At 62.7% G+C, this 25,313-nt stretch carries 18 protein-coding genes and 3 tRNA genes; 7 read left to right on the forward strand and 14 right to left on the reverse strand.

All coding sequences use genetic code 11. The features are described from left to right. Positions 1-79: 79 nt before the first annotated feature. Positions 80-4,135 (reverse strand): phosphoribosylformylglycinamidine synthase, encoded by a 4,056-nt coding sequence (gene purL / locus KQH60_RS07685; RefSeq protein WP_237575888.1) that lies wholly within the window; start codon positions 4,133-4,135, stop codon positions 80-82. Positions 4,136-4,587: 452 nt separating this feature from the next. Between purL and KQH60_RS07690 the strand changes: the two genes are divergently transcribed. From KQH60_RS07690 to KQH60_RS07700, 3 genes are all read left to right on the forward strand, one after another. Next, entirely contained in the window at positions 4,588-6,183 is a 1,596-nt protein-coding gene (locus tag KQH60_RS07690; RefSeq protein WP_237575889.1) for an NAD(P)H-hydrate dehydratase, read from the forward strand. Positions 6,184-6,330: 147 nt separating this feature from the next. Then, on the forward strand, positions 6,331-7,956 hold the full coding sequence (gene pgi / locus KQH60_RS07695) for a glucose-6-phosphate isomerase (protein ID WP_237575890.1): 1,626 nt from the start codon (positions 6,331-6,333) through the stop codon (positions 7,954-7,956). Between the two features lie 363 nt (positions 7,957-8,319). Then, a complete protein-coding gene (locus KQH60_RS07700; protein ID WP_237575891.1) occupies positions 8,320-8,652 on the forward strand; it encodes a hypothetical protein in 333 nt (110 codons plus the stop codon). Positions 8,653-8,701: 49 nt separating this feature from the next. Here KQH60_RS07700 and KQH60_RS07705 read toward each other — a convergent pair whose 3' ends face one another. The 9 genes from KQH60_RS07705 to tig all read right to left on the reverse strand — a co-directional run bounded on the left by KQH60_RS07705 (position 8,702) and on the right by tig (position 19,881). Then, complete coding sequence (locus tag KQH60_RS07705; protein WP_237575892.1) at positions 8,702-10,618, reverse strand: SurA N-terminal domain-containing protein; 1,917 nt, start codon at positions 10,616-10,618, stop codon at positions 8,702-8,704. A gap of 424 nt (positions 10,619-11,042) precedes the next feature. Further along, positions 11,043-11,119 (reverse strand) — tRNA-Asp (locus KQH60_RS07710). Between the two features lie 295 nt (positions 11,120-11,414). Next, positions 11,415-12,620, reverse strand: a complete 1,206-nt coding sequence (locus tag KQH60_RS07715) for an MFS transporter (protein WP_237576093.1) — start codon at positions 12,618-12,620, stop codon at positions 11,415-11,417. 291 nt (positions 12,621-12,911) lie between these two features. Beyond that, a tRNA-Val gene (locus KQH60_RS07720) sits at positions 12,912-12,987 on the reverse strand. 137 nt (positions 12,988-13,124) lie between these two features. Further along, on the reverse strand, positions 13,125-13,541 hold the full coding sequence (locus KQH60_RS07725) for an HU family DNA-binding protein (RefSeq protein WP_368669324.1): 417 nt from the start codon (positions 13,539-13,541) through the stop codon (positions 13,125-13,127). A 143-nt stretch (positions 13,542-13,684) separates the two neighbouring features. Continuing rightward, positions 13,685-16,102: an endopeptidase La gene (gene lon / locus KQH60_RS07730; RefSeq protein ID WP_237575894.1), complete on the reverse strand. Its 2,418-nt coding sequence runs from the start codon at positions 16,100-16,102 to the stop codon at positions 13,685-13,687. A gap of 197 nt (positions 16,103-16,299) precedes the next feature. Next, positions 16,300-17,571: an ATP-dependent Clp protease ATP-binding subunit ClpX gene (clpX, locus tag KQH60_RS07735; RefSeq protein ID WP_237575895.1), complete on the reverse strand. Its 1,272-nt coding sequence runs from the start codon at positions 17,569-17,571 to the stop codon at positions 16,300-16,302. A 161-nt stretch (positions 17,572-17,732) separates the two neighbouring features. Continuing rightward, complete coding sequence (gene clpP, locus KQH60_RS07740) at positions 17,733-18,386, reverse strand: ATP-dependent Clp endopeptidase proteolytic subunit ClpP (RefSeq protein WP_041753575.1); 654 nt, start codon at positions 18,384-18,386, stop codon at positions 17,733-17,735. Positions 18,387-18,525: 139 nt separating this feature from the next. Then, a complete protein-coding gene (gene tig / locus KQH60_RS07745; protein WP_237575896.1) occupies positions 18,526-19,881 on the reverse strand; it encodes a trigger factor in 1,356 nt (451 codons plus the stop codon). A 443-nt stretch (positions 19,882-20,324) separates the two neighbouring features. Between tig and KQH60_RS15020 the strand changes: the two genes are divergently transcribed. Then, positions 20,325-20,474 carry a glycerate kinase gene (locus KQH60_RS15020; RefSeq protein ID WP_237575897.1) on the forward strand — a complete coding sequence of 50 codons (150 nt, stop codon included), beginning with the start codon at positions 20,325-20,327 and terminating at the stop codon, positions 20,472-20,474. 294 nt (positions 20,475-20,768) lie between these two features. Next, entirely contained in the window at positions 20,769-21,278 is a 510-nt protein-coding gene (locus tag KQH60_RS07755) for a MarR family winged helix-turn-helix transcriptional regulator (RefSeq protein WP_237575898.1), read from the forward strand. Here the strand turns inward: KQH60_RS07755 and KQH60_RS07760 are convergent. Next, on the reverse strand, positions 21,275-21,487 hold the full coding sequence (locus KQH60_RS07760) for a hypothetical protein (RefSeq protein ID WP_237575899.1): 213 nt from the start codon (positions 21,485-21,487) through the stop codon (positions 21,275-21,277). The two genes, KQH60_RS07755 and KQH60_RS07760, sit on opposite strands and share 4 nt — an antisense overlap. Before the next feature lie 190 nt (positions 21,488-21,677). Continuing rightward, positions 21,678-21,764 (reverse strand) — tRNA-Leu (locus KQH60_RS07765). Positions 21,765-21,961: 197 nt separating this feature from the next. Here KQH60_RS07765 and KQH60_RS07770 point away from each other — a divergent pair. After that, a complete protein-coding gene (locus tag KQH60_RS07770) occupies positions 21,962-22,783 on the forward strand; it encodes a squalene/phytoene synthase family protein (protein WP_237575900.1) in 822 nt (273 codons plus the stop codon). Positions 22,784-22,841: 58 nt separating this feature from the next. On the opposite strand, the gene KQH60_RS07775 is transcribed toward KQH60_RS07770, so the two are convergent. Further along, a complete protein-coding gene (locus KQH60_RS07775) occupies positions 22,842-23,975 on the reverse strand; it encodes a DUF1501 domain-containing protein (RefSeq protein WP_237575901.1) in 1,134 nt (377 codons plus the stop codon). Positions 23,976-24,062: 87 nt separating this feature from the next. Further along, on the reverse strand, positions 24,063-24,377 hold the full coding sequence (locus tag KQH60_RS07780) for a hypothetical protein (RefSeq protein ID WP_237575902.1): 315 nt from the start codon (positions 24,375-24,377) through the stop codon (positions 24,063-24,065). Between the two features lie 184 nt (positions 24,378-24,561). On the opposite strand from KQH60_RS07780, the gene ompR reads away from it, so the two are divergent. Continuing rightward, positions 24,562-25,287, forward strand: coding sequence for a two-component system response regulator OmpR (ompR, locus tag KQH60_RS07785; RefSeq protein WP_104077509.1), 726 nt, complete (start codon positions 24,562-24,564; stop codon positions 25,285-25,287). Positions 25,288-25,313: the final 26 nt, after the last annotated feature.

Here is a 25,313-nt window from a genome sequence, read left to right on the forward strand (position 1 = left end):
GGCCGCCCCTCAGGCGGCCACTTGCCTATCCAACGCCGCGACAAAGCGGCCGGCGCGACGCGCGCGCGGCCACGCGTGGTCAACCGACCCAGCGCCGCGCGTTGCGGTACAGCCGCAGCCACGGGCTTGCCTCACCCCACTGCTGCGGATGCCAACTCATTTGTACGGTCCGGTGCACGCGCTCGGTATGCGGCATCAGCACGGTGAAGCGTCCGTCCGGCGTGGTTACTGACGTAATACCCTGCGGCGAGCCGTTCGGATTGAATGGGTAGCGCTCGGTTGCCACGCCGTAATGGTCGATATAGCGCATCGCGACCTGCACGCTCGACAAATCTCCTTGTTGCGAAAAGTCCGCATAGCCTTCGCCATGCGCGACAGCGACAGGCAGGCGGGAGCCCTCAAGCCCGGCGAAGAAAATCGACGGCGATTTTTCGATCTGCACAAACGAAAAGCGTGCTTCGAACTTCTCGGAGCGGTTGCGCACGAAGCGCGGCCATGCTTGCGCGCCGGGAATCATCGACGCGAGGCTGCTCATCATCTGGCAGCCATTGCAGATGCCAAGCGCAAACGTATCGGGGCGCGTAAAGAATGCGGCAAACATGTCCGACAAGCGTGCATTGAAGCGAATCGTCTTCGCCCAGCCCTCGCCAGCGCCCAACACGTCGCCGTACGAGAACCCGCCGCACGCTACCGCACCGGCAAATTGCGCGAGATCGGCGCGCCCCTCGAGCAGGTCGCTCATATGCACGTCATGCGCGTCGAAGCCGGCACGGTCGAACGCGTAAGCGGTTTCCAGATGGGAGTTCACACCTTGTTCGCGCAGAATGGCCACGCGTGGCCGTTTACCGCTCGAGATGAATGGCGCCGCTACGTCCTCTTGCGGGTCAAACGTCAGGTGCGGCACGATGCCCGGATCTGACGCATCGCTCAACGCGTCATACTCGGCATCCGCGCAGGCGGGATTGTCGCGCAGCCGCGAAATGCGCCAGCTGACTTCGCTCCAGACCCGTTGCAACTCGGCGCGGGGCGCCTCGTAGATCTTCTTCGCGTCGCGATAAATCTCGATCACTTCGCGCTCGTTCAGCTTGCCAATCACGTGGCTCGCGCTCGACAAGCCGAATTCGCGCAGCGTCGCCAGCACGCGATCACGCTCGACGGCGCGCACCTGCAGCACCGCGCCGAGCTCTTCGCAGAACAGCGCGCGCAGCGTCAGGTCGTCGCGGCGTCCCGCCGTCTGACGCGCCCAATCCTTTGCGTCACCATAGTCGAATTCGTGCCCCTGCTCGAGCGTGAGCATATCTACGTTCAGCGACACGCCAACGTGGCCGGCAAAGGCCATCTCCGCCACCGTCGCAAATAGGCCACCATCGGAGCGGTCATGATAAGCGAGCAGCCGGCCATCGTGGTTGAGCGACTGAATTGCGTCGAAGAAACGCTTCAGGTCCTGTGCATCGTCCACGTCTGGCACACTGTCGCCGACCTGTTGCGTAACCTGTGCGAGGATACTGCCGCCAAGACGGTTGCGGCCGCGTCCCAGATCGACCAGGATCAGCACCGAGTCGCCGACGTCGGCCACGCTGCGCAACTGCGGCGTCAGGTGGCCGCGCACGTCCTCCACAGGCGCGAATGCGGAAACGATCAGCGATACCGGCGCGACGACCTCCTTGTCGACGCCGTCCTCGCGCCACTGCGTGCGCATCGACAACGAGTCTTTGCCGACCGGAATGTCGATGCCCAGCGCCGGGCACAATTCCATGCCAATCGCCTTGACGGTGTCGAACAACGCGGCGTCCTCGCCGGCGCTACCGCATGCGGCCATCCAGTTCGCTGACAATTTCAGGCGATCCAACGACGCGATTGGCGCGGCAGCGATGTTTGTGATCGCCTCGCCGACAGCCATCCGCCCCGAGGCCGGCGCATCGATCACCGCGAGCGGCGCACGTTCGGCCATCGTCATCGCTTCGCCACGGAAACCAGCATAGTCCATTGCGGTAATGGCACAGTCGGCCACTGGCACCTGCCAAGGGCCGACCATCTGGTCGCGCACGGACAGGCCACCGACCGTGCGGTCGCCGATCGTAATCAGGAAGGACTTGCTTGCGACGCTCGGGTGCCTCAGTACCTGTGCGGCCACGTCCGACAGGTTCAAGCCGGTGACCTCTACCGGCGCGAACGAGCGATGCACGCGCGTGACATCGCGATGCATCCGCGGCGCCTTGCCCAGCAGCACATCCATTGGCATGTTGACCGGCATGCGCGCCGGGTCGGCGGCATCGGGCACCGCGTCGTCGATCAATTGCAACTGGCGTTCGTTGGTCGCGACGCCGACCACCGCCATCGGGCAGCGTTCGCGCCGGCAGATCGCCTCGAACGCGGGCAGGTCATCGGCCGCGATCGCAAGCACGTATCGCTCCTGCGCCTCGTTCGACCAGATCTCGCGCGGCGACAGCCCGCTCTCCTCGAGCGGCACGCGTCGCAATTCAAAGCGCGCCCCCTTGCCGGCGCCGTCGACAATCTCCGGAAACGCATTGGACAAGCCGCCTGCGCCGACGTCGTGGATCGACAGGATCGGATTGTCGTCCCCGCGTTGCCAGCACACGTTAATGACTTCCTGCGCGCGGCGCTGGATCTCCGGGTTGCCTCGCTGCACTGAATCAAAATCGAGCTCGGCGGTGTTAGCTCCGGTGGCCATCGAGCTGGCAGCGCCGCCGCCCATGCCGATGCGCATGCCGGGGCCGCCGATCTGCACCAGCAGCGCGCCGGCCGGCACGTCGTGCTTGTGCGTATGCGCGTGCGAGATATTGCCAATGCCGCCAGCGATCATGATCGGCTTATGGTAGCCGCACACGCGCCCGCCAACGTTCTGCTCGTAGACACGGAAATAGCCGCCCAGATTAGGCCGGCCGAACTCATTGTTGAACGCGGCGCCGCCGATCGGCCCATCGATCATGATCTGCAGTGGCGACGCAATGCGCTCGGGCCGGCCATAGCGGCCGGCGGCGTCATCGGGGCGGCGCTCGGCGAGCGGCTGCGCGGCGTCGCGCGCGTTTTCCCACGCCTCAATTGCATCTGGCAACTCCAGATTGGACACCGAGAAGCCGGTCAGCCCGGCCTTGGGCCGCGCGCCGCGTCCAGTCGCCCCCTCGTCGCGGATCTCGCCGCCGGCGCCCGTCGCCGCCCCCGAGAATGGCGAAATCGCCGTCGGGTGATTGTGCGTCTCGACCTTCATCAGCGTGTGGGTCAGCGCCTGCACCGGCGCATAGCGCTGCGTGTCGCCACTGGCGAACCAGCGCTGCGTGAGGCCGCCTTCCATCACCGCAGCGTTGTCCGAATAGGCGACGATCGTGCGTTGGCCGCTGAGCCGGTGCGTGTTCTTGATCATCTGGAACAGCGACATGTCCTGGGGCTGGCCGTCGATGGTCCACTGCGCGTTAAAGATCTTGTGCCGGCAATGCTCGCTGTTGGCCTGCGCGAACATCATCAATTCCACGTCCGTCGGGTTACGCGCGAGTTTCGTGAACGCCTCGACCAGATAGTCAATCTCGTCATTGGCAAGCGCGAGTCCGAGTTCGGCATTGACCGCCACCAGCGCGGCCCGTCCCTGCCCGATCACATCCACCGACTGCAGCGGCTTGCCGGGCAGCGTGTCGAATAGCTGGCGCGCCTCGTCATGGGTGGCCACCACGCTTTCGGTCATCCGGTCGTGCAACACGGCGGCGATCTGAGCCCGAACCTCGCCGCTCAACGTCTTTTTCGTGCCAAGCAGCCCAGACAGGCCGCTTTTGAGCGTCACTGCGTACTCAATGCCACGCTCGATGCGGTGCACGTTGTCCAGCCCACAGTGCCGGGCGATATCGGTAGCCTTGGACGCCCATGGCGAAATCGTGCCGAGCCGCGGAATCACCAGGAAGGTTTCGCCGCCGTCATCGGCTGGCGCCGGCTCGCCGTACTGAAGCAACGCGGCGAGCCGCGCCGTATCGGCATCGCCGAGCTCAGCATGCGCATGAACGAAATGGACGTAGCGCGCACGCACGCCGGCCACGGCCGGTTCGATGGCTTGCAGCGTTTGCAAGAGGCGGTTCTGACGGAAATCGGACAGTGCCGAAGCGCCGGAGAAGCACGAAAAGTGAGCCATGGGGCGTTGCATCGAAGGTTGCTGATCGTCTTGTCGACCAAAGCACGCTGCGCGGTATGCCGGGCGGCATGGCGCCACGCGCCGGGGGAAACCGCGATTATACCGCGCCGCGCCTGCCGACTGCGACAGCGATCGCGGTCCGCGGCGCCAATCTATGATTGCGCTCCCTTCGCGCGCGGCGCGCCGGCCCCGCCGGCCCCGCCGGCCTGGCGGCGGGGCTACAGGGGTGCGGGATTAGGACAACACAGAATTTGCGCACGGCCCTGCCGCCTGGGCGCTGTCGCTGGGCTCTGCTACAGTGATAGCAGATTTCGTGTTGAGGAAACCGCCCGCCTTGCCGGCTGCGTCACTAACGGCGCGCTCGCCTGGGCGATTCGCCGGCTCGCGGCGCTGACGACCGACTCGTGCGCTCGCGCGGCGATGCCTGCCCCGTTGCTCATTGAAGGCCTTGCATGACTGATCCTGTTCTGTCCGCCGCCGGATGCAGTACACGCGCTGCGCTGACAATCGATGCACGCGACCGTGCGGTGCCACTGTACGACGTGGCTTCGCTGCGCCAGATCGAGGCGCAGGCCACCCGCTCGCTGCCCGCCCACACGTTGATGGCGCGTGCCGGCCATGCGGCCGCAGCCGTGCTGCTTGACGGCCAGGTGCCAGCGCGCGCCGCGTGGATCGCAGTGGGGCCCGGCAACAACGGCGGTGATGCATTGGTCGCCGCGTGCGAGTTGCATCGCGCCGGCGTGCGCGTGCATGCGTGCATGCCGCGTCAAGTGGTCCCGGACGACGCGCGCTGGGCGTTGCAGCTCGCACGCGAAGCCGGTGTGCCGATCGACACGACGATTCCGGATACGCTGCAAGGGTTCGACTGGGCGCTCGACGGGTTGTTCGGCATCGGCCTGGGCCGTGCGCTGGACGGCGAATTCGCGCGCATCGCCGCGCTATTGTCCGAGCATGCGCGCCAAGGCGCGCGTGTGCTGGCGCTCGATGTGCCGAGCGGGCTGGATAGCGATACCGGCAACGTGGCCCATGATGGTGCCGCGGTGCGCGCCACCGATACCCTCACGTTCATTGGCGCGAAACCAGGACTGTACATGGCGCATGGGCCGGACCTGGCGGGACGCGTGCGTATTGCGTCACTCGAGTTGAGCGCCGCGCTCACAACGCCTGCCGGCCTCCTGCCATCCGACGTGCCAAGGCTGAACGCGCCAGCGCTGTTCGCGTCGCGACTGCCCGAGCGCGCGTTGGGCTCGCACAAGGGCACGTTCGGCACACTGACCGTAATCGGGGGCGCGACAGGCATGTGTGGCGCCCCCATCCTGGCCGCGCGCGCTGCACTACACTGCGGTGCCGGCAAGATCCACGTTGGCTTGCTCGGTGACGGCGCGCCGCCCTATGATCCCGTCCATCCGGAATTGATGCTTGGCCCGATCCACACGCTAGCCCTGGATACGACAAGTGCCGTGGCCATCGGACCGGGGATGGGGCGGGACGAGCGCGCGACACGCGTGCTCGTCGACGTCCTGTCGTTGAACGCGCCGATCGTCGTGGACGCCGATGCGCTGAATCTGCTTGCCCACGACGCCAGCCTGGCGGCCCGGTTCGCGCGCCGGCAGGCTGCGGTGATCATCACACCGCATCCGCTAGAGGCAGCGCGACTGCTCGGCGTGGATGCGGCGAGCGTACAGCGTGACCGGCTCGGCGCTGCCCGGCGTCTGGCCGAGCGGCTAAACGCGGTAGTGGTCCTTAAGGGGAACGGTACCGTGATCGCTGAGGCGCGTGGTCCGAGTCATGGGCCGCTGACGATCAACCCGACCGGCAATGCTGCCTTGGCGACCGCAGGCACCGGTGACGTGCTGTGCGGAATGATTGGCGCGTTTGCCGCGCAGCGCATGCCGCCGTATGAAGCCGCCCTCACGGCGGTTTATTTGCACGGCGCGGCGGCCGAATCGCTGTGCGCGGATGGCGACGGGCCGGCCGGGTGCACCGCCGGCGAGCTCGCGCCGCGGGTACGACGGCTGCTGAATACCCGCTTCTACACGACGCGTTGATCGCGGCCGAACGGACGACTCGAAGATGCCGCCGGGCATCGTTATACTTGATGCCAACGCGTCACGATCCGCCATCGCCCGCGCCGGCACGCGCAAAGACGCGGACTGGCGGCGGCTTTTCTTTCGTCACAGAGACAAGCAACGTCTATGAGTCTGCATTCGCTTCCCGCCTGGTCCGCCCTTGCTGCCCACTATGAATCGATTCGCGACGCTCATATGCGCGACTGGTTCGCCCCCGAAAACGATCCGGCGCCCACGCGGGCGGAACGCTTTACCGTTAGCGGCGGCGGGCTGACGTTGGATTTCTCGAAGAACCGCGTGACCGACGAGACGATCGCATTGTTCGTGCAGCTTGCTCACGAAACCGGCGTGCAGGTGCGACGCGACGCGATGTTCGCCGGCGAGATCGTGAATCCAACAGAGCGCCGCGCCGCACTGCACACGGCTTTGCGGGCCTCGGACGCGAATGCGCCGTACGCTGCACAGGTCAACGCTGAACGCACGAAAATGGCGGCCTTTGCTGAGCGGGTGCGCAGCGGCCAATGGTTGGGCCACACCGGCAAACCGATTCGGCACGTCGTCAATATCGGCATTGGGGGCTCGGATCTGGGGCCGAAGATGGTGACGCACGCATTGCATCACCTCGCCACGCCGAAGATCCGCACACACTACGTATCCAATATCGACGGCGCTGACCTGCAGCGCGTGCTGGAACAAATCGATCCCGAACAGACGTTGGCGATTGTCGTATCGAAGACGTTCACGACGTTGGAGACGATGACCAACGCGCGCTCGCTGCGCGACTGGTTCCTGCGCAGCGGCTGTGCGCCGGACCAGTTGGCCCGGCATTTCGTCGGCGTGTCGGCGAATCCACAGGAAGTGGTACGTTTTGGCATTGCACCCGACAATGTGTTTGAGATGTGGGATTGGGTCGGCGGACGCTATTCGTTGTGGTCGGCGGTTGGGTTGTCCGTGATGATTGCGATCGGTCCCGAACACTTCGATCGATTGCTCGCGGGCGCTCATCGAATGGATGAGCATTTTCGCCATGCGCCATTGGAGCGCAACCTGCCGGTGCTGCTCGGGCTGCTCGGCATCTGGTACCGCAATTTCTTCGGCTCGCAAAGCTACGTTGTCGCGCCCTATTCGCAGGCGCTGCACTTTCTGCCGGCGTATCTACAGCAACTGGAGATGGAGAGCAACGGCAAGTCTGCGACGCTGGATGGGCACTTCGTCGATTATCCGACTTCGGCGGTGACCTGGGGCGAGCCCGGCACAAACGGCCAGCACGCGTTCTTTCAAATGCTTCATCAGGGGCCAACGATCGTGCCCATCGACTTCATTGTATCGCTCACGCCCGAGCATTCCCTGGCCGGTCATCACGAAAAACTGCTGGCGAATTGTTTTGCGCAAAGCGAAGCGCTGATGCTGGGGCGCACGCAGGCACAGGCGGAACGCATCGCCGGGCCTGAGCAAGCGGCGCTCGTGCCACACCTCGTTTTCCCGGGCAATCGGCCAACGAACACGATCCTGCTCGATGAGTTGAATCCCCAATCGCTCGGGGCCCTGATCGCGCTGTACGAGCACAAGACACTCGTGCAGGCCACCGTGTGGAACATTAACCCGTTCGACCAATGGGGCGTCGAACTGGGCAAGATGCTCGGCAAGGTCGTCGAGGCAGACCTGGTCTGCGCGTCGTCAGTCGATCTGCGCAAGCACGACTCGTCCACCAGCGCGTTGATTGCCCGCGCGCGCGCGAAGCTCCGATCCTGAAAAGCGTCATTGTATTCGGGTGCGCCGGTGAGGCATCCAGGCTTTTCGACCCAAAGCCTTATTAACCGGCGTCGCTGCTGGGCCTTGAAGCGGGCCCGCGTCATTGGGTTGGCGACGCCATTGGGATAGCCGGGATGCCTCGATCAGCGCGTCATCGCTGCCGGCCGTCCGCCACCATTGCACCAACAAGTTGACTGTCAGCCAATGCGGGCATGCGAATTGCAATAGCACCGCGGGGCGGCGACTTTACATGCTCGCTGGGAAGCGCAGCTCATCGATCGAACGGGATGACCGCTCAGCCGTTCAATCCGATGCCGCCGTCCTCGAATGGTCTGACGCTGAGCGCTTTTATAAGGAGTAAACATGAAACACTTGCCGATTCTCGCCGTGTCGGTCGCCGTTGCCGCTTGTGCGGCTCAACCACCGGCGGGCGTACAGCCGGTTGGCAAGAGTGCACGCTCGCCACAACAGATCGCGCAATGCGTGTCGCAGCAATGGGCCGACAAGTCGCAGCAGCCTGTTACGCTACAAAACAGGCTCGCGAACGATCAGGCGTTCGACGTGCTGCTGCCAGGGGAACTTCCGGGGGGCGCCGCGTTGGTCATCCAACCTGACCCGTCCGGCAAGGGGTCGTGGGTCGGTATCCGCGGCAGCGGTTATCGGGATGCGACGGCTGACGTGAACGGCTGCCTGTAGCAGCGCGCCGCGCAGCCGCCGCTGACGTAGCGGCCGCCGCTGCGCGGCGTCACGGGTTCGCCGCGGCTGGCGTGCCGTACAGCTTCACCCGTGAGTGGGCGCGCAGCGCATTAACATAGCTGCTCCATTCAGCGTCGCCAAGCACTTGGCCGATTTGCAATTGTGCGCCGCTCAAGCGTTGCGCGTCGATGCTGGACGGCATATTCACCGCGTTCACGCGGTAGATCGCATAGCCAGTCTCACCTAGATCAACGCCAACGTAAGCGGGTAGCTTGTGCGAATCCACTTTGAATATCGCCGCAACCGCTTGCGGTGGCACCCCTTGCGTATCGAACCGCGTCACTTTGGTGACTGCCGAAAATTCCGCCGTGGACGCCGATTTCTGGACTTCGGCTAGTTTCGCTTCGCCTTGTTGGCGAGCCATGTCCGCCGACAGTTGCGCGATCACCTTTTGCCGCACTTGCGCAGCGACCACGTCGTACGGCTGAACGGAGGCCGGCTTATAGTCCACCACGCGCGCCGATACGAGCGTATTGTTGCCGACGTCGATCGCCGGTGTGTTGTGCTTGGCCTTGACGGAGTCGTCATTGAACACGGCGGCAAGCAGCTTCGGATTGTTCAGCGGGCTCGTGGGTGGCAATGCCGGATTGCCTCCCCGCGTCAATGTCGCGTTCTGGATCATCAATTTGAACTTGTCCGCAGCCGGCTTCAGGCTGTCGGCCTGCTCGTAGACCGTGTTCGTGAACGCCTCGGCTTGTTCCGCGTAGGCCTGATTGGCCTGCTCGACCTTCAACTCGGTCGCGATCGCCGCTTTGACTTCGTTAAACGGCTTAATCTGTTCCGGCTTGATGTCCGTCACCTTGATGATGTGATAGCCGAAATCGCTTTGCACGATGCCGCTGACCTGGTTCTTTTTCAGCTTGAAAGCGGCGTCGGAGAACGGCTTGACCATCATGCCCGGCCCAAAGAAGCCGAGGTCGCCGCCTTTGGCCTTAGAGCCGGGGTCGTCCGAATGCTGTTGCGCCAGCTTGGCAAACTGATCCGGTTGCGCGGTGAGCTGAGCAAGAATCGACTCGGCTTTGTGCCGCGCCTTGTCGTGCTCCGCCTTGCTCGCACTGGCGGCGACCGCGATCAGGATGTGACTGGCACGCACTTCGCCGGGTGTCTTGAACTTTGCCGCGTTGTCATCGTAATACTGCTTCAGTTCCGCCTCGCTCGGCTGCGCGCGCTGCGCGAGCGCATCGGCCGACAACGTCAGATACTCAACGCTCGCGCGCTCAGGCGTCGTGAACGCATCATGGTGCGCATCGTAGTACTGCTTGAGCTGTACGTCGCTCGGTTGCACCTTGTCCACATAGTCGGTCGCACGCAGTGCCAGGCCCTGCACTTCACGGCTTTGTTCCGATAAGCTCGCCAGTTGTTGAGCCAGGGCCTTGGGCGCGAACGCGCTTGACTGGATGCCGTCCGGCAACTGGCGGCTCGCCAATTGGTAGCGTACACGCTCGTCGAACGATTCCGGCGTCATGCCTTGCATTGCCAGCAATTGCTTGTACTGGTCCACGTCATACGTGCCGTCGGGCTTACGCAACGCGGCGATCGCCGGGATGCTCTGCTCTGCGCGCAGCACTGCCTGGTCAGACGCGCTTAGGTGCAGATCCTCGGTCGCTTTGTCCAGCACGCGCTGTTGTACCAGGCTGTCAAGGATCGCACGACGCATTTCCGGCGTATCGATTGCCTGTGCATCGAAGCTTGCGCCCAGTACCTGGCGCGCGCGATCGAGTTGCTCGCGCATTGCGCCCTCGTATTCGGCCCGCGTGATCTTGCGGCCGGCGACACTCGCGACGTCCGCGCTGTCGTCAAAGAAGTTGCGAAAGCCCTGAACGCCGACAAAACCGAGCCCTGGTACGATGAGAATCACCAGGAGGAACATCATCAGGCGCTTGTGGTTACGAAAGAAATCGAGCATGAGATCGGTTGGGTACGTTACGCAGCCGGCAAGGCCGACAATCAACAAACGCTCGATATTACCTTACCACGGCGAACGGGCAAATCGCGTGGGCGGCAAAGCGCCTGACTCCGTCCGCTGAAACGGGCGCGGCAGTACCGCGCAGTGTCGTGCCCTGCCTATGCAGTGGCGGCCATGGAGCCGGTTTGGTTCGTTGACGTCCGCCGTCACGGGGGCCGTCGCTCACGCGGCGTTACTGCGGTCCCCGGCCAGCGGGTCGCCGCGCCGGCCGTGCTGCTCGGTTATGCCATGCAGCGTATCGTGATCCCACCCGGATGATGGGCGGATGCGCGATCCTGGCCGTCCTCGTCAGGGAGCGCCGGTCGGCACATCATCGAGCCGGGAGCGCGGCGACAGCGCTTTGATCAGCAGTTTGCCAATCGGTTGGCGGAGTGGACGGGGCTCGAACCCGCGACCCCCGGCGTGACAGGCCGGTATTCTGACCAACTGAACTACCACTCCGTATTCCAAGTGCGACGCTTTACCGGCGCTGGCTGGACAACTCACCTCTGCGTCACCATCCGCCCAACATCGCTAACGATGTCGCGCGAGCCCGGCATTGTACCGGCCTCGATCGCGCTCGCGCAAGCGTGTTGAGTAACGACTGCGTTGGCGTGGGCATCATCGCGGCGCTTGACACGTTCATGCTGTATCTGACGCAGGAAAGTTCAAGCTTGCCATAGCGACTGCGTCTTCGTTCGGTTGCCTCGACATAGATACACGGACCCTTGTCCGGCTGCAAAAACCGCGGTGTCGTTCAAACCGGCGTGCCGCGCCTATTCGCCGCCGCAAAACCAGCCAGCGCGAGCGTTGCCAGTGCAAGTGGAACAAACGACAGCCAGAGTACTGTGTTCCATCCGTATGTCGCCAGCAGGCCACCTGACAGGAAGGAGCCAAAGGCCATCGTTCCGAACACGATAAAGTCATTAAGCGACTGCACCCGCACCTTCTCTTCCGGCCGATGGCATTCGAGCACGAGGGCTGACGCTCCCACAAAGCTGAAGTTCCACCCAACGCCGAGCAGAATAAGCGTGACCCAGAAATGCGCCACCTCGACGCCGAGCAAGCCTGTCGCGGCTGAAAGCGCGATGAGCACCAGCCCCGACGTGACGACCCGTTGTGCACCGAACCGCGCAATCAGGCTGCCCGTAAAGAAGCCTGGCGCGTACATCGCGATCACATGCCATTGGACGCCAAGATTGGACGACGCCTGCGACAGGCCGCACATTTGCATCGCCAAAGGGGCGGCTGTCATCAGAAAGTTCATCAACAAATAAGAGACGACCGCGCAGATCACCGCGGTAATGAACCGAGGCTGGCGGACGATCATCGTGAGCGAACGGCCGCCGGCAACCTCTGCCATGGTCGGCTTCGGAAGACGGACGCCTTGCAGGAGGAATGCAGACAACACACCCACCGCCGCTTGCGCCAGAAAGGTCGCCGCGAATGGGTACGGTATCCACAGGCTCATGGTCCAGATGACCAGCTGGGGACCGATGACCCCAGCGAAAACCCCGCCTGCCATGACGAACGACAGTGCACGTGAGCGCTGCTCGTGCGGCACGCAATCTGCGGCGGCGAAGCGGAAGGAAAGCACCACGGCCGCATAAGCGCCGCCGAAGAACGTCGCGACGCAAAATAGCCAGAATGAGCCCAACATGACAGCCCAGGCCGCAAGCAGGCCAGCCAGCACGCCGCATCCGGCACCGATCATGAAGGCGGCACGGCGGCCCCAGCGTTGGGCGATCGCCCCGGCTGGCAGCGATGATGCGGCCATCCCGACGACAAAGATCGAGATCGGCAACGTTGCCAGAGCCTGACTGGGCGCGAGCGTGTTTCCGACGATTGCCCCCGTCGCATAGATGACGGTCGAATTCGCGCCGGCGAGTGCTTGCGCGATGGTGAGTCTGGTGACATTGCCCTTTGCATGCGCGTAAAGAGCCGCCGACGACGCGTTAATCATGTTCCCAGCATTGACTTCTGACATGGAATTCAGCCTGATAATGGCGGCCTCGCCGACCTGGGTCATTCAGGAACCGCACTCCCGATTCGGTAAAGCCATCACTACGCGCCGATAACGCGGTCACTACCGGTGATGTCAAACGGGCACGAATTGGCAGCCGGACTTCGTTGCTTGCGATGCTTTTTATCTCGACGGCACACAATAAAAAACCCGCAGAGCCAATAGTCATGCGGGTTTTCGGTACGACGGCAGTCTTTTTCAGACCACGTTGGACAGCTTCGTGAAACGGAATGGTGGGTGCTGAGGGGTTCGAACCCCCGACCTACGCCTTGTAAGGGCGCCGCTCTACCAGCTGAGCTAAGCACCCGTTCGCCGTCGCGTCCAACAGAGCGGATCAGTATAACGCAACTTTCAGCGCTTTACCAGCATTTAGGGTGCTATGGGTACACGGCATTCTACCCACTGGGCCAAGCATCTGTTCGCCGTCGCGTCCAACAGAGGCCATTAGTTTAACGCATCTTTCAGCGCTTTCCCCGGCCGAAATTTGGGTACTGTGGTCGCTTTGATGTTGATCACGGCACCGGTGCGGGGATTGCGTCCTGTGCGTGCAGTGCGCTTGCCCACCGCAAACGTGCCGAAGCCAGCGAGTGTAATGCTGCCGCCCTTCTTTAAAGTCCCCTTAATACCATCGATCAACGCGTCCAACGCGCGTCCCGCAGCGGCCTTCGAGATATCCGCGTGTGCTGCAATATGATCAATTAGGTCCGTCTTGTTCATGTTCGCCCCTAGCATGAGTTGGGCATGGGTTGCGGGCGCATTGAGTGTACGCCCGGGGTGATGCGCCGGCCACAAGCCGCGCGGAGCCATTAAAAGCATCCGAAACCGTCGTGTCAAGACGATTCGCAGGCATATGCGGAACATTGCTGAATCCAAAGCAAACACCCCGCAGCTCACGCATGCGGGGTGTTCGCTAACACGACTGAGCCACGGCAAGCGGCTCGCTGCAAGTTCTTTGCGCTGTGTGTCGCACTGCGGCGCGCGCAGCGCACGGTGTCACGCGGATCTCAGTGCTTGACGACTTCGCTGCCCGCCTCCTTCGTCTGGCCATCCGCGACCGGTGCAGGCTTGGTATCGTCTTCAGGCAGCGCATCCGGCATCCGCTCGAGTGCTAGTTCCAACACCTTGTCGATCCAACGCACCGGCACGATCTCAATGCTGTTCTTCACCGCGTCCGGAATCTCGGCAAGATCCTTCACATTCTCTTCCGGAATCAGCACGAGCTTGATGCCGCCGCGGTGCGCAGCTAGCAACTTTTCCTTCAGTCCACCGATCGGTAGTACTTCGCCACGCAGCGTGATCTCGCCGGTCATCGCGACATCGGCGCGCACCGGAATGCCGGTCAGCCCCGATACCAGCGCGGTCGTCATCGCGATGCCCGCGGACGGACCGTCCTTGGGCGTCGCGCCTTCCGGCACGTGGATGTGGATATCCTTCTTCTCGAACGCCTCATCCGTGATACCCAACCGACGCGAGCGCGAACGCACGACCGAGCGGGCAGCCTCGACGGACTCCTTCATCACGTCGCCGAGCGAGCCGGTACGAATCACGTTGCCCTTGCCAGGCATCAGCGCCGCCTCAATCGTCAGTAAATCGCCGCCGACTTCGGTCCATGCCAACCCCGTGACCTGGCCAATCTGGTTTTCCTTCGCCGCCAGCCCGAAGTCGAACTTGCGCACGCCCAGGAACGTATCCAGGTTGCCGCCATCGATCGTGATCGCGCCGTCCGCCTTCTTCAGCAGCAGCATCTTCACGACCTTGCGACAGATCTTCGACACTTCGCGCTCGAGTGAGCGTACACCCGCCTCGCGCGTGTAGTACCGGATAATGTCGCGAATTGCCGCTTCGGTCACGTCGATCTCGCCTTCTTTCAGCCCATTGTTGCGCTTTTGCTTAGGCAGCAGGTAGCGCTGTGCGATGCTGACCTTTTCGTCCTCCGTGTAGCCGGACAGCCGGATTACTTCCATCCGGTCCAGCAACGGCGCCGGAATATTCAGCGAATTCGACGTTGCCACGAACATCACGTCCGACAGATCGAAATCGACCTCGACATAGTGATCCGCGAACGTGTGGTTCTGCTCCGGATCCAGCACCTCGAGCAACGCGGACGACGGGTCGCCACGGTAGTCCATCCCCATCTTATCGACTTCGTCGAGCAGGAACAGGGGATTGCGTACGCCCACCTTCGTCAGGCTCTGCAAGATCTTGCCCGGCATCGATCCGATGTAAGTGCGACGGTGGCCGCGGATCTCGCTCTCATCATGCACGCCGCCAAGCGCCATACGCACGAACTTGCGATTTGTCGCGCGTGCGATCGACTGCCCAAGCGAGGTCTTACCCACACCGGGCGGCCCAACCAGGCACAGAATCGGCGCCTTCACCTTGTCCACGCGTTGCTGGACCGCCAGATACTCGAGGATGCGCTCCTTCACCTTTTCGAGACCGAAATGGTCCTCGTCCAGCACGCGCTCGGCATTCGCCAGGTCGTTATTGACCTTGCTCTTCTTGCGCCACGGCAGGCCAATCAACGTCTCGATGTAGTTGCGCACCACCGTGGCTTCAGCAGACATCGGCGACATCAGCTTCAGCTTCTTGAGCTCGGCATCCGCCTTTTTCTTTGCCTCCTTCGGCATACGCGCAGCCGTGATCCGCTTCTCGAGCTCCTCGATGTCGGCACCATCCTCGCCCTCACCGAGCTCCTTCTGGATCGCCTTGACCTGCTCGTTCAGATAATACTCGCGCTGACTCTTTTCCATCTGGCGCTTCACGCGCCCACGGATGCGCTTCTCGACCTGCAGGATGTCGATTTCGGCCTCGAGTTGCGCAAGCAAGTGTTCCAGGCGCTCAACAACAGCAAACATCTCCAGGATGTGCTGCTTCTGATCCAGCTTCAGCGGCAGATGTGCGGCAATCGTATCGGCCAGGCGCCCTGCCTCGTCGATTCCGGACAGTGACGTCAGGATCTCGGGAGGGATCTTCTTATTGAGTTTCACATACTGGTCGAATTGCGACACGATGGCGCGTCGCAGCGCCTCGGTCTCCGCGCTATCGGCGCGGTCTGGCTCCATCGGCATCAACTCGCACGAGAACATCGTCTCCTGCTCTTCGATCGACAACGTCTTCGCGCGCTGTAGCCCTTCGACGAGCACCTTCACCGTGCCGTCCGGTAGCTTCAGCATTTGCAGGATATTGGCGACACATCCGACCTCGTAGAGATCTTTTTCGGTCGGTTCGTCCTTCGCAGCGGCCTTTTGCGCGACTAGCATAATGTGCTTGCCGCCTTCCATTGCCGCTTCGAGGGCCTTAATCGATTTCGGGCGGCCAACAAATAGCGGTATCACCATGTGCGGGAACACGACCACATCTCGCAGCGGAAGCAGCGGCAAAGTGGTGCGTTCAGTCGGGAGAAGTTGGCTTCCTGACATTTCTATCCCCAGTGTGGAATCAGTTCGTTCGAAAGTTGAGGCAATAACGCCGTATTGCAAGCCTCGGGGCGCGGACAGATGCAGAAACTTCCAATCCGAGTTGCAGGATGCGCAAAAGTTTTGGATCGCTCCACTTTAAACGAAAAAAGCCGTCCACGTCGCCATGAACGGCCCTCGCCACGCAGGCGCGTCACCGATCAATTGCTCCCAGCCACCTTCGGCGTGTCTTCATAGATCAGCAAGGGCTTGCCATCACCGTCGATGACGTTCTCTTCGATGATAATCTTGCTGATCCCTTTAAGCGTCGGCAGCTCGTACATCACATCTAGCAATGCCTGTTCCAGGATCGAGCGCAAGCCGCGCGCGCCAGTCTTGCGGCGAATCGCCTTTTTCGCGACCGCTTGCAGCGCCGCAGGCCGAATCTCGAGTTCCACTCGCTCCATGTTGAACAGCTTATGGTACTGCTTGATCAACGCGTTCTTCGGCTCGACCAGGATTTTCATCAGCGCGGCCTCGTCGAGCTTGCCCAGCGTCGCAACAACAGGCAAGCGGCCGATGAGTTCGGGAATCAAGCCGAATTTGATCAAATCCTCCGGCTCGACATCGCGCAGTACGTCACCTGCGTCGCGGTCCTGCTTGCTCTTCACACTGGCCCCAAAACCAATGCCGGTCTTTTCGGTACGGTCCGTGATCACTTTTTCGAGGCCATCGAACGCTCCCCCGCAAATGAACAGGATGTTGGTCGTATCGACCTGGATGAAGTCCTGATTCGGATGCTTGCGGCCACCTTGCGGCGGCACCGACGCCATCGTGCCCTCGATCAGCTTGAGCAGCGCCTGCTGCACCCCTTCGCCCGATACATCACGGGTGATCGACGGGTTGTCCGATTTACGGCTGATCTTGTCAATCTCGTCAATATAGACGATGCCGCGCTGTGCCTTTTCGACCTCGTAGTTACAATTTTGCAGCAGCTTCTGAATAATGTTCTCGACATCCTCGCCGACGTAGCCCGCCTCAGTCAGCGTGGTCGCGTCCGCGATCACGAACGGCACGTTCAGCAGTCTTGCAAGCGTTTGCGCGAGCAGCGTCTTGCCTGACCCAGTCGGCCCGATCAACAAAATGTTGCTCTTGGACAATTCGACGTCATCCTTCTTGTCGAGATGCTTCAGACGCTTGTAGTGGTTGTACACCGCCACCGCAAGAATCTTCTTCGCGCGCTCCTGCCCGATCACGTACTGATCGAGAATCTCTCGTATTTCCAGCGGGCTGGGCAGGTCCGACCGGGTGATACCCGCGTCGCCGGACGCGCCGGCTGCCTCGTCACGGATGATTTCGTTGCACAGGTCAATGCATTCGTCGCAAATGAAGACCGACGGTCCCGCAATCAGCTTCTTGACCTCGTGCTGACTCTTTCCGCAAAACGAGCAGTACAGCAGCTTCTCGCTATTCGAACCTTTCTTGTCCGCCATAAATATATTAAGCCTCCGGACACTTCTTTCACATCATACGCCGATTGACCACCCCCGGCAGTGCGGAACCGATCATCAGTCCATTGTCGGCGGTTTTCTGGCGGCACCTATCGGTGAAATCCCGCCCGACATAACAGCGGGCCCCTTTAACGCGTGCCCCATTACGGACGCTTATGCAGCACCTGGTCGATCAATCCATAGGCCTGCGCGTCCTCAGCTGACATGAAATTGTCGCGATCGGTATCCCGCTGGATCTGCTCGACCGGTTGCCCAGTATGCTGCGCGAGCAGGTTGTTCAGGCGCTCCTTCAGGAACAGGATTTCGCGCGCCTGGATTTCGATATCGGACGCCTGGCCACGCGCGCCGCCCAGCGGCTGGTGAATCATCACGCGCGCATTGGGTAGCGCAATACGCTTGCCTTTCGCACCGGCGGCGAGCAAAAACGCGCCCATGCTGGCCGCCAGACCCATGCACAGCGTGGTCACATCCGGCTTGATGAACTGCATCGTATCGTAGATCGCCATGCCGGCCGACACCGAGCCGCCCGGGCTGTTAATGTACAGGCTGATGTCCTTGTCCGGATTTTCGCTCTCGAGAAACAGCAATTGAGCGACGACCAAATTCGCGGCCTGGTCATTCACCTCGCCCACCAGAAAGACCAGCCGCTCCTTGAGCAAGCGCGAGTAGATATCGTAGGCACGCTCACCCCGGCCGCTCGTCTCGACGACCATCGGCACAAGGCCCAGCGCCTGGGCCTCGAAATCCCGGGGCGCGTGCGTGGCGAGTTGATTCAGCAAATCTGCGCGGAACGTCATGCGTCTGTCCTTCTGTCTGGAGTTGTTCGATGCTTCGGTGATGCAACGATAACCGGAATGCGAAAACTGCGCACAAATAATAAGCGGCGTTCGAAACCGTCTATTCGACCGTTTCGCCCGCCGCCCTGTTGCGCCGCCGTTACGCTTGAGCCGCCTGCGAGGCGTTCGCCAGTTCCTCGAAGCCGACTTCCTTATCGGTCACCTTCGCCTTGCCCAGCACGAAGTCGACAACGTTGCTCTCGACCACGTACGCTTCCATCTCGGCAAGGCGCTGCTGGTCTGAATAATACCAGCGCACGACTTCCTTCGGGTCCTCGTAGCTCTTCGCGAATTCGTCCACCTCGGCCCGGATCTGCTCAGGTTTCGCCTCCAGCTTATGCTCCTTGACCAACTCGGCCAGGATCAACCCGAGTTTCACGCGGCGCTCGGCCTGCTCCTTGAACATCTCGGCCGGGATCGGGGCTTTCGCCGCATCGGGCACGCCGCGTTGTGCCAAATCCTGACGCGCCATTTCGACCAGGCGCTGCTGATCCTGTTCGATCAGCGCAGTCGGTGCATCCAACTCAGCGAGCTTTAACAGCGTATCCATCACCTGATTCTTCAGGAGGGCCTGCGTGCGGCGCTTCGCCTCGCGTTCCAGATTATCCTTGATCTCCGCGCGCATCTTCACCAAGTCACCATCCGCGATGCCGAGCGACTTCGCAAATTCCGCGTCGATTTCGGGCTGATGCGGCCATTCGACCTTTTTGGCGGTGATCGTGAAGCGCGCGGTCTTGCCGGCCACGTCCTTGCCATGATAATCATCGGGAAACTTCAGGTCGAACTCTTTCGACTCGCCTGCTTTCAGGCCCAGCGCCGCCTGCTCGAACTCCGGCAGCATCCGACCTTCGCCGAGCACGAACGCAAAGTCCTCCGCGCTGCCGCCGGCAAATGCGTCGCCATCGATCTTGCCGACGAAATCGACTGTCACGCGATCGCCGTTCTGCGCGCTGACATCGTCGCCGCCCGCGCCATGCTCGCCCGCCTCGCCACGAGGGTGGAAATGCACCCGCTGCTTGCGCAAAATTTCGAGGGTACGGTCGATCTCCGCATCGCTGATGGTCGTCGTCTTGCGCTCAATTTCCGCGCTCGAGATGTCGCCAAGCTGCACTTGCGGATAGACTTCGAACGTCGCATCAAACGCATACGCGTCGTCCTGCGCCGACTGCTGCTTCGCCGCGAAGCTCGGTTGCCCCGCCACGCGCAGGTTCTGCGCGCGGCTGATGTCGAAGAACTCCTTGCCAATCTTGTCGCTGAGCACTTCCGCTTCAACCTGGCCGGCGTACTGCTGCGTGACCATCTTCAGCGGCACCTTGCCGGGACGGAAACCAGGCATGCGGACATTCTTCGCCAGCTTGCGGATACGCGCGTCGATTTCCTTTTGAACGACATCCTTCGGCAGCGAAATCGTCACGCGCCGTTCGAGTTTGCCGAGGTTTTCTACAACGTTAGCCATGAATTCAATCCGTCCTAAAGTGTTCGAGCGTCTGGTTCTCCGTGCGCCAGGCGACCGGCGGCCCGATACCAGGGCACGCGCGCGGTGGCACAGCCAGTCGGGTCTGGAAAGCCGGATAGTTTAGCAAACTATTGACGCGTAACATCGGAAATCGCAGTTTTACCCCGTCTGACGCACGTTTTTGCCGTATGCCGCGTGCTATCGCGCCGGCTCCCAGATGGCAGCGCGGGCCGCGTTTGATAAGCTTTCGGTTCACGCCGTTGTCAACCGGCCAACCCAAGACGCTAGGAGACTGGTTGTTCCGATGCCCGCTTCGTCATCTCATCGCATTGACGCCCGCCTGCAGGCCGCCGCGGCTGTGCAGTCATCCCGTGCCGGGGCCCGCATCCGGCACGCCGCGTCGGTGATCGTCGTGGCGCCGGATTCGTTCAAGGGCTCACTGGGTGTCAACCAGACCGCGTGGGCGGCCAAGCGCCGGCGCAGCGGGCGACCTCGGCTATGCGTTACCGATGCTTGGCGCACCACTGCGCCCCGGCGCCGAACTCGTCGCGGACCCAATCGGCTTGGACGATGCACGGGTAGACGCCGTCTAATTGAACACCGGCGAAGGCTGTTCCGATGCCTAAACGCTGTATGGCAAAGCGCCGTTTATCGCCTGCCAGCGCGCCGCGCATGCGGGCGTGCCGGCCACGGTGCTGTCGGCGCGCCCAATGCCGACGCGCCGCCGCGGCTGAGCGAGCATTTCGCCGGCTGCTTTTCGCCGGTGTCGGCCCCCATGTCGCTGGATGCGACCATTCGCAACGCGCCGACGCTGCTCAGCGATGCCGCGAAGCAGCTTGTGCGAGTCAAATTGACGTTTCTACACTAGACTCTTCAACAGGAGCAACATGACTTCCGCCGATCAATCCGGCCTGACCCAATTTCTTACCTACCGCGTACACGTGCTCAACAAGCTATCCGAACGCGGCATTAGCGAGCTCTACCAGCGCAAAATCGGCATATCGATTGCCGAGGCACGCGTGATTGCAGCCGTCGGCGCATTCGGGCCGTTCTCGGTCATCGAGCTGGCCCGGCACGCCAATCTCGACAAAAGCCAGGCAAGCCGCGCCGCGGAAGCTTTGATGCGGCGTGCGCTACTGCAGCGCCAGGCAAGCCGCGACGATGGACGTATCGTCGTCGTATCACTGACCCCGGCCGGGCGCGCGCTGTATCGCAAAATCATGCCGATCGCACGGCGCTGGAACGACGACTTGTTCGCCATGCTTGGCGAGCGCGAGCATGCCCAACTGAGCCGGCTGCTCGACAAAGTGATTGCCGCGGCACGCGACGCGGAGGCAGCGAAGGCACAGAAAACGGCCAAACCGCGCGCCAAACGCGCGAGTGCGTCGACACGCTAGCCGCGCTCGCGGCGCTCGCCGCGGGCATCGGGCGCAAGCCGGGCGGCCGCCTTGACGCCAGCGTCGAGCGCATACTCGGCGGCGGCATTCTGGTTGTCGAATACCGCATCGATCGCCTGCCGCACGACCCACCCCTCGCGTAACTTCGCGTCAAGCCGGGAAATAAAATAAGTGGACGTCCATTCGCCCGGCCGCGTCGAACTCTGCATGGTGCGAACGATAAAGTTGCCGACGATCCTTTCGGCCATCTGATTATCCTGCAAAGGGGGAGCGGGTTGCCGACGATGACGGCACAACTGGCACGCGGGCACAGCGCGGCCCAGTACACGTTGCGCTGCGCGCGCACGGCCGTCGCCGGCGCCCTGATGACGGCCGCGAGGCACGCCGGCGGTGGATCGATGGTGCGAGGAAGGGGACTCGAACCCCTACACCCTTGCGGGCGTCAGGACCTAAACCTGGTGCGTCTACCAATTTCGCCATCCTCGCATCCAGGGGCGCATTGCACGCCGCCCGGTTGTCTGTTTTGCCTCGCCGAAAGATCGGTCAGCCCGATCTGGACGCTGCAAGCGCAAGATTCTAACCGATTCGCCGCCCGTTGTCTGCACCGCGTGTATGATCAATGCTAAACTTTGATGCCTTGCACGCGGCACACGCCGCGCGCGCTCTTGCACGTTTCGCCTCGCTTGAACATCGACGATTATTGCCAGCAAAAGGCAGCCCCGGCCGGAACCAGCATGTACTATGCGCTACGGCGGGCGCCGTTGACCGCGCAGCCGTTGTTGACCGCGCTGTACGCATTGCATCGGGAACTGGCCGAAAGCGTCAGCGAAGTCAGTGATCCAGCTGTCGGGCGCGCCAAGCTCGCCTGGTGGCAACGCGAGTTCGGTGCCCTCGCACAGGGCGCGCCAACCCATCCGGTGACGCAGGCGATCGCCCGCCATTATGCCAGCACGGTGCCAATCGGAGCGTTCATGACGTGGCTGTCTGGTTACCAGATGGACCTGGACCAGGCACGCTATCTCGATTTCGCAGGACTGGACCGTTACGTGGAGCAGGTAGGCGCCGCATTGGCCAATGCCGTGGCCGAAGTCACCGCTCGCGAGCCGGCCAGCCTGGTGTCATGGGCCCCGGCGCTTGGGCGGGCGTTGCTGCTTGCCGATATCGTCGAGCGCACCGGCGAGCACGCGCGACGCGGCCGCATCTACATCCCGATCGACGAAATGCAGCGATTCGGCGTGACAGCCGCCGACATCCTGCATCGTCGCTACGGCGAACGCTTCACGCAATTGATGTCATTCCAGGTCGAGCGTGCGCGTAGCACGCTCACCGATGCGCTCGGCGCGATGCCGGCCGCCGAGCGCCGAACACAGCGCATGCTCCGCGCGCAAGCCGCCATGTCGCTGGCGCTGCTGCGCGAACTCGAGGCGGAAGACTATCGCGTGCTGCATCAGCGCATCGCGCTGACGCCGCTGCGCAAGTTGTGGATTGCCTGGCGCACGCGCTGACGCATTTGCGCCCGCAACGGCACGCATCCCTAGACGCCCGTCATCTCCGGGCCCCTGCTCAACGCAACAGCCCCGGCAACATATCGAACCGTGCACCGAGCACGGGGGCTGCCTCGATACCCCACCCCTGCTGCAACACCGTCGCATAGAGCGAGCGGAAATCGATACCAACGGGCAGATGGCCGTCACCATCGAGTTGGCTCAGTTGCGGCGCGACACCATAGAATCCGCCCCGCACGCGTGCACCGGCAACGAAGTGCGCGGCGACGGTACCGTGTTCGGTGCCCCCATCGGCGTTTTCGTCGGCACGGCGGCCGAATTCCGCATGCGTCATGATCAGCGCTGACTTCCAGCGGCCGAGCTCAGTCAGCGCGCCGCGCAGCGCGACCATGCCGTCGGCCAATTGCGCCAGCAACGCGGCATGCTGTGCCGGCTGGTTATGGTGGGTGTCGAAACCGTTCAACGCGAGCCGGATCACGGGTGGGACGTGCGTCGGATCGTGGCGCGCGAGCGCAAGCTGCTGCATGGCGCGACGGATCGCCACGCCGAACGCGCCACGGGCAAAGCGGGTTGCAAACCGATAGCCGTGAGCCCCATGGTCGGGCGATGGCCCCTGCGTGGAGAGTCGGCCCTGCCCTCGCGAGCGTCCCGGCCCTGGTGGTCCCTGTCCTGGCAGCGACAGCTGCGCTGGCCATGGTGAGCGCACTGGCAACAGCGGTTGCCCCGCTGATGGCGCGAAGGCCCGGGCCAGCCAGTCGTCACGCCGGTATTCGTGCGATGCCGATGCAGTTTCCCAGATTTCCCGTGAACGGTAGTGGGACAGGTTCGGCCACGGGTAGCCCACGCCTTGCACGATGGCGAGCGACGCGTCGTCCCACCACGGCTTCAGCGCGACCAGCGACGGATGCAGGCCGGTGCGCCCGTTGAGCGGAATCACTCGCTCGCGCGCAATCCCGATCGTCGGCCTCAGTTGCCGATAACGCGGGTCCTCATACGGAATGACCGTGTTCAACGCATCGTTGCCGCCACTGAGCTCGATCAAGATCAACGTCATCCGGTGGACCGGCGCTTCGCGGCCACGCGCGGCAACCGCCGCATGGGGCGCCCGCGCCGCAAGCCGCCCCGGCGAGCCGGGCGCGCCCAGCGCGCATAGCGCGGCGCCACCCACGGTAAGAAATTGTCTCCGATGCACGATCTAGCCAGGTTGGCTGGGGTTCAAAACGCTTGGCGGGAATCCGTCGGCGCCGCCGCGACGTCCATGATCGCGCGGCAGCCAAGCTTATCGCTTGTACAGTTCGCGCACCGCATCTTCGATATGCTGGCGCAGCAGTTGCCGCTCTTCCGGTGTCATGCGCCCATCGCGTCTGCGCTGCTGGTCGAACTCGGCAGGCACGGCCAAGCGATCCGCCGCCACGCTGGCGGGCGGCTGGCTCGGCTTGGGCGGTGTGTACCGGTCTAGTCCGTTGGGAGGCGACGGCCGCTCACGATTACCTTGCGCGAACGCCGGGCTCACGTGGACGATCGTGCCGGTTACGGCGCCGCCCAGGGCAAGTCCGAGCGCGCCTGCCCTCACGTATCGCACCCACCCCGTCATGTCGTTCCCTTCGTGACTTGCGACAATATCTTGCTCTTCGTTGCAACCATAAGTCCCTTGCTTATAACGAAGTCTACGCGTGGCCGGTTTACCACATGTGCCGGCATGGGTAAATTTTGTAACCTTGTGTAACCCTATAATTAAGCCCCACTCGTGTCCGGTCCTAACGCGCTAAGATTCCGCCATGGAAACCAAAAGCCCATCCAAAATCCTCGTGGTCGATGACGATCCCCGTTTGCGCGACCTGTTGCGTCGCTATCTAGGCGAACAGGGTTTCAACGTATACGTGGCGGAAAACGCGCCTTCGATGAACAAACTGTGGGTCCGCGAGCGCTTCGACCTACTCGTGCTCGATCTGATGCTGCCTGGCGAGGACGGCCTGTCAATCTGCCGCCGCTTGCGCGGCAGCAACGACCGCACGCCGATCATCATGCTCACGGCAAAGGGGGAAGATGTGGATCGCATCGTTGGCCTCGAGATGGGTGCAGACGATTATCTCCCGAAACCGTTCAATCCTCGCGAACTCGTTGCGCGCATTCATGCGGTATTGCGTCGCCAAGCGCCATCGGAGTTGCCCGGCGCGCCATCGGAGACGGCGGAAGTGTTCGAGTTCGGCGAGTTCGCGCTGAACCTGGCCACCCGCACGCTGACCAAGAACGGCCAGGAGATCCCGCTGACCACCGGCGAGTTTTCGGTGCTGAAGGTGTTTGCGCGCCATCCGCGTCAGCCGCTGTCGCGAGAAAAGCTGATGGAACTGGCGCGCGGCCGCGAATACGAGGTGTTCGACCGCAGCCTCGACGTGCAGATTTCGCGGCTGCGTAAGCTCATCGAGCCCGATCCGGGCAGCCCGCGCTTCATCCAGACCGTATGGGGCCTGGGCTACGTGTTCATTCCCGATGGCGCCGCCTAAGCACGCACCGTGCGCCGCCCACCCCA

It is taken from the genome of Mycetohabitans sp. B8, assembly GCF_021991875.1.
Lineage (GTDB): Bacteria > Pseudomonadota > Gammaproteobacteria > Burkholderiales > Burkholderiaceae > Mycetohabitans.

Excerpts from the sequence above, each read along its gene's own strand:
- purL (WP_237575888.1), bottom strand. The coding sequence starts at position 4,135 with ATGGCTCACTTTTCGTGCTTCTCCGGCGCTTCGGCACTGTCCGATTTC.
- KQH60_RS07690 (WP_237575889.1), top strand. The coding sequence starts at position 4,588 with ATGACTGATCCTGTTCTGTCCGCCGCCGGATGCAGTACACGCGCTGCG.
- pgi (WP_237575890.1), top strand. The coding sequence starts at position 6,331 with ATGAGTCTGCATTCGCTTCCCGCCTGGTCCGCCCTTGCTGCCCACTAT.
- KQH60_RS07700 (WP_237575891.1), top strand. The coding sequence starts at position 8,320 with ATGAAACACTTGCCGATTCTCGCCGTGTCGGTCGCCGTTGCCGCTTGT.
- KQH60_RS07705 (WP_237575892.1), bottom strand. The coding sequence starts at position 10,618 with ATGCTCGATTTCTTTCGTAACCACAAGCGCCTGATGATGTTCCTCCTG.
- KQH60_RS07715 (WP_237576093.1), bottom strand. The coding sequence starts at position 12,620 with ATGATTAACGCGTCGTCGGCGGCTCTTTACGCGCATGCAAAGGGCAAT.
- KQH60_RS07725 (WP_368669324.1), bottom strand. The coding sequence starts at position 13,541 with ATGTTCCGCATATGCCTGCGAATCGTCTTGACACGACGGTTTCGGATG.
- lon (WP_237575894.1), bottom strand. The coding sequence starts at position 16,102 with ATGTCAGGAAGCCAACTTCTCCCGACTGAACGCACCACTTTGCCGCTG.
- clpX (WP_237575895.1), bottom strand. The coding sequence starts at position 17,571 with ATGGCGGACAAGAAAGGTTCGAATAGCGAGAAGCTGCTGTACTGCTCG.
- clpP (WP_041753575.1), bottom strand. The coding sequence starts at position 18,386 with ATGACGTTCCGCGCAGATTTGCTGAATCAACTCGCCACGCACGCGCCC.
- tig (WP_237575896.1), bottom strand. The coding sequence starts at position 19,881 with ATGGCTAACGTTGTAGAAAACCTCGGCAAACTCGAACGGCGCGTGACG.
- KQH60_RS07755 (WP_237575898.1), top strand. The coding sequence starts at position 20,769 with ATGACTTCCGCCGATCAATCCGGCCTGACCCAATTTCTTACCTACCGC.
- KQH60_RS07760 (WP_237575899.1), bottom strand. The coding sequence starts at position 21,487 with ATGCAGAGTTCGACGCGGCCGGGCGAATGGACGTCCACTTATTTTATT.
- KQH60_RS07780 (WP_237575902.1), bottom strand. The coding sequence starts at position 24,377 with ATGACGGGGTGGGTGCGATACGTGAGGGCAGGCGCGCTCGGACTTGCC.
- ompR (WP_104077509.1), top strand. The coding sequence starts at position 24,562 with ATGGAAACCAAAAGCCCATCCAAAATCCTCGTGGTCGATGACGATCCC.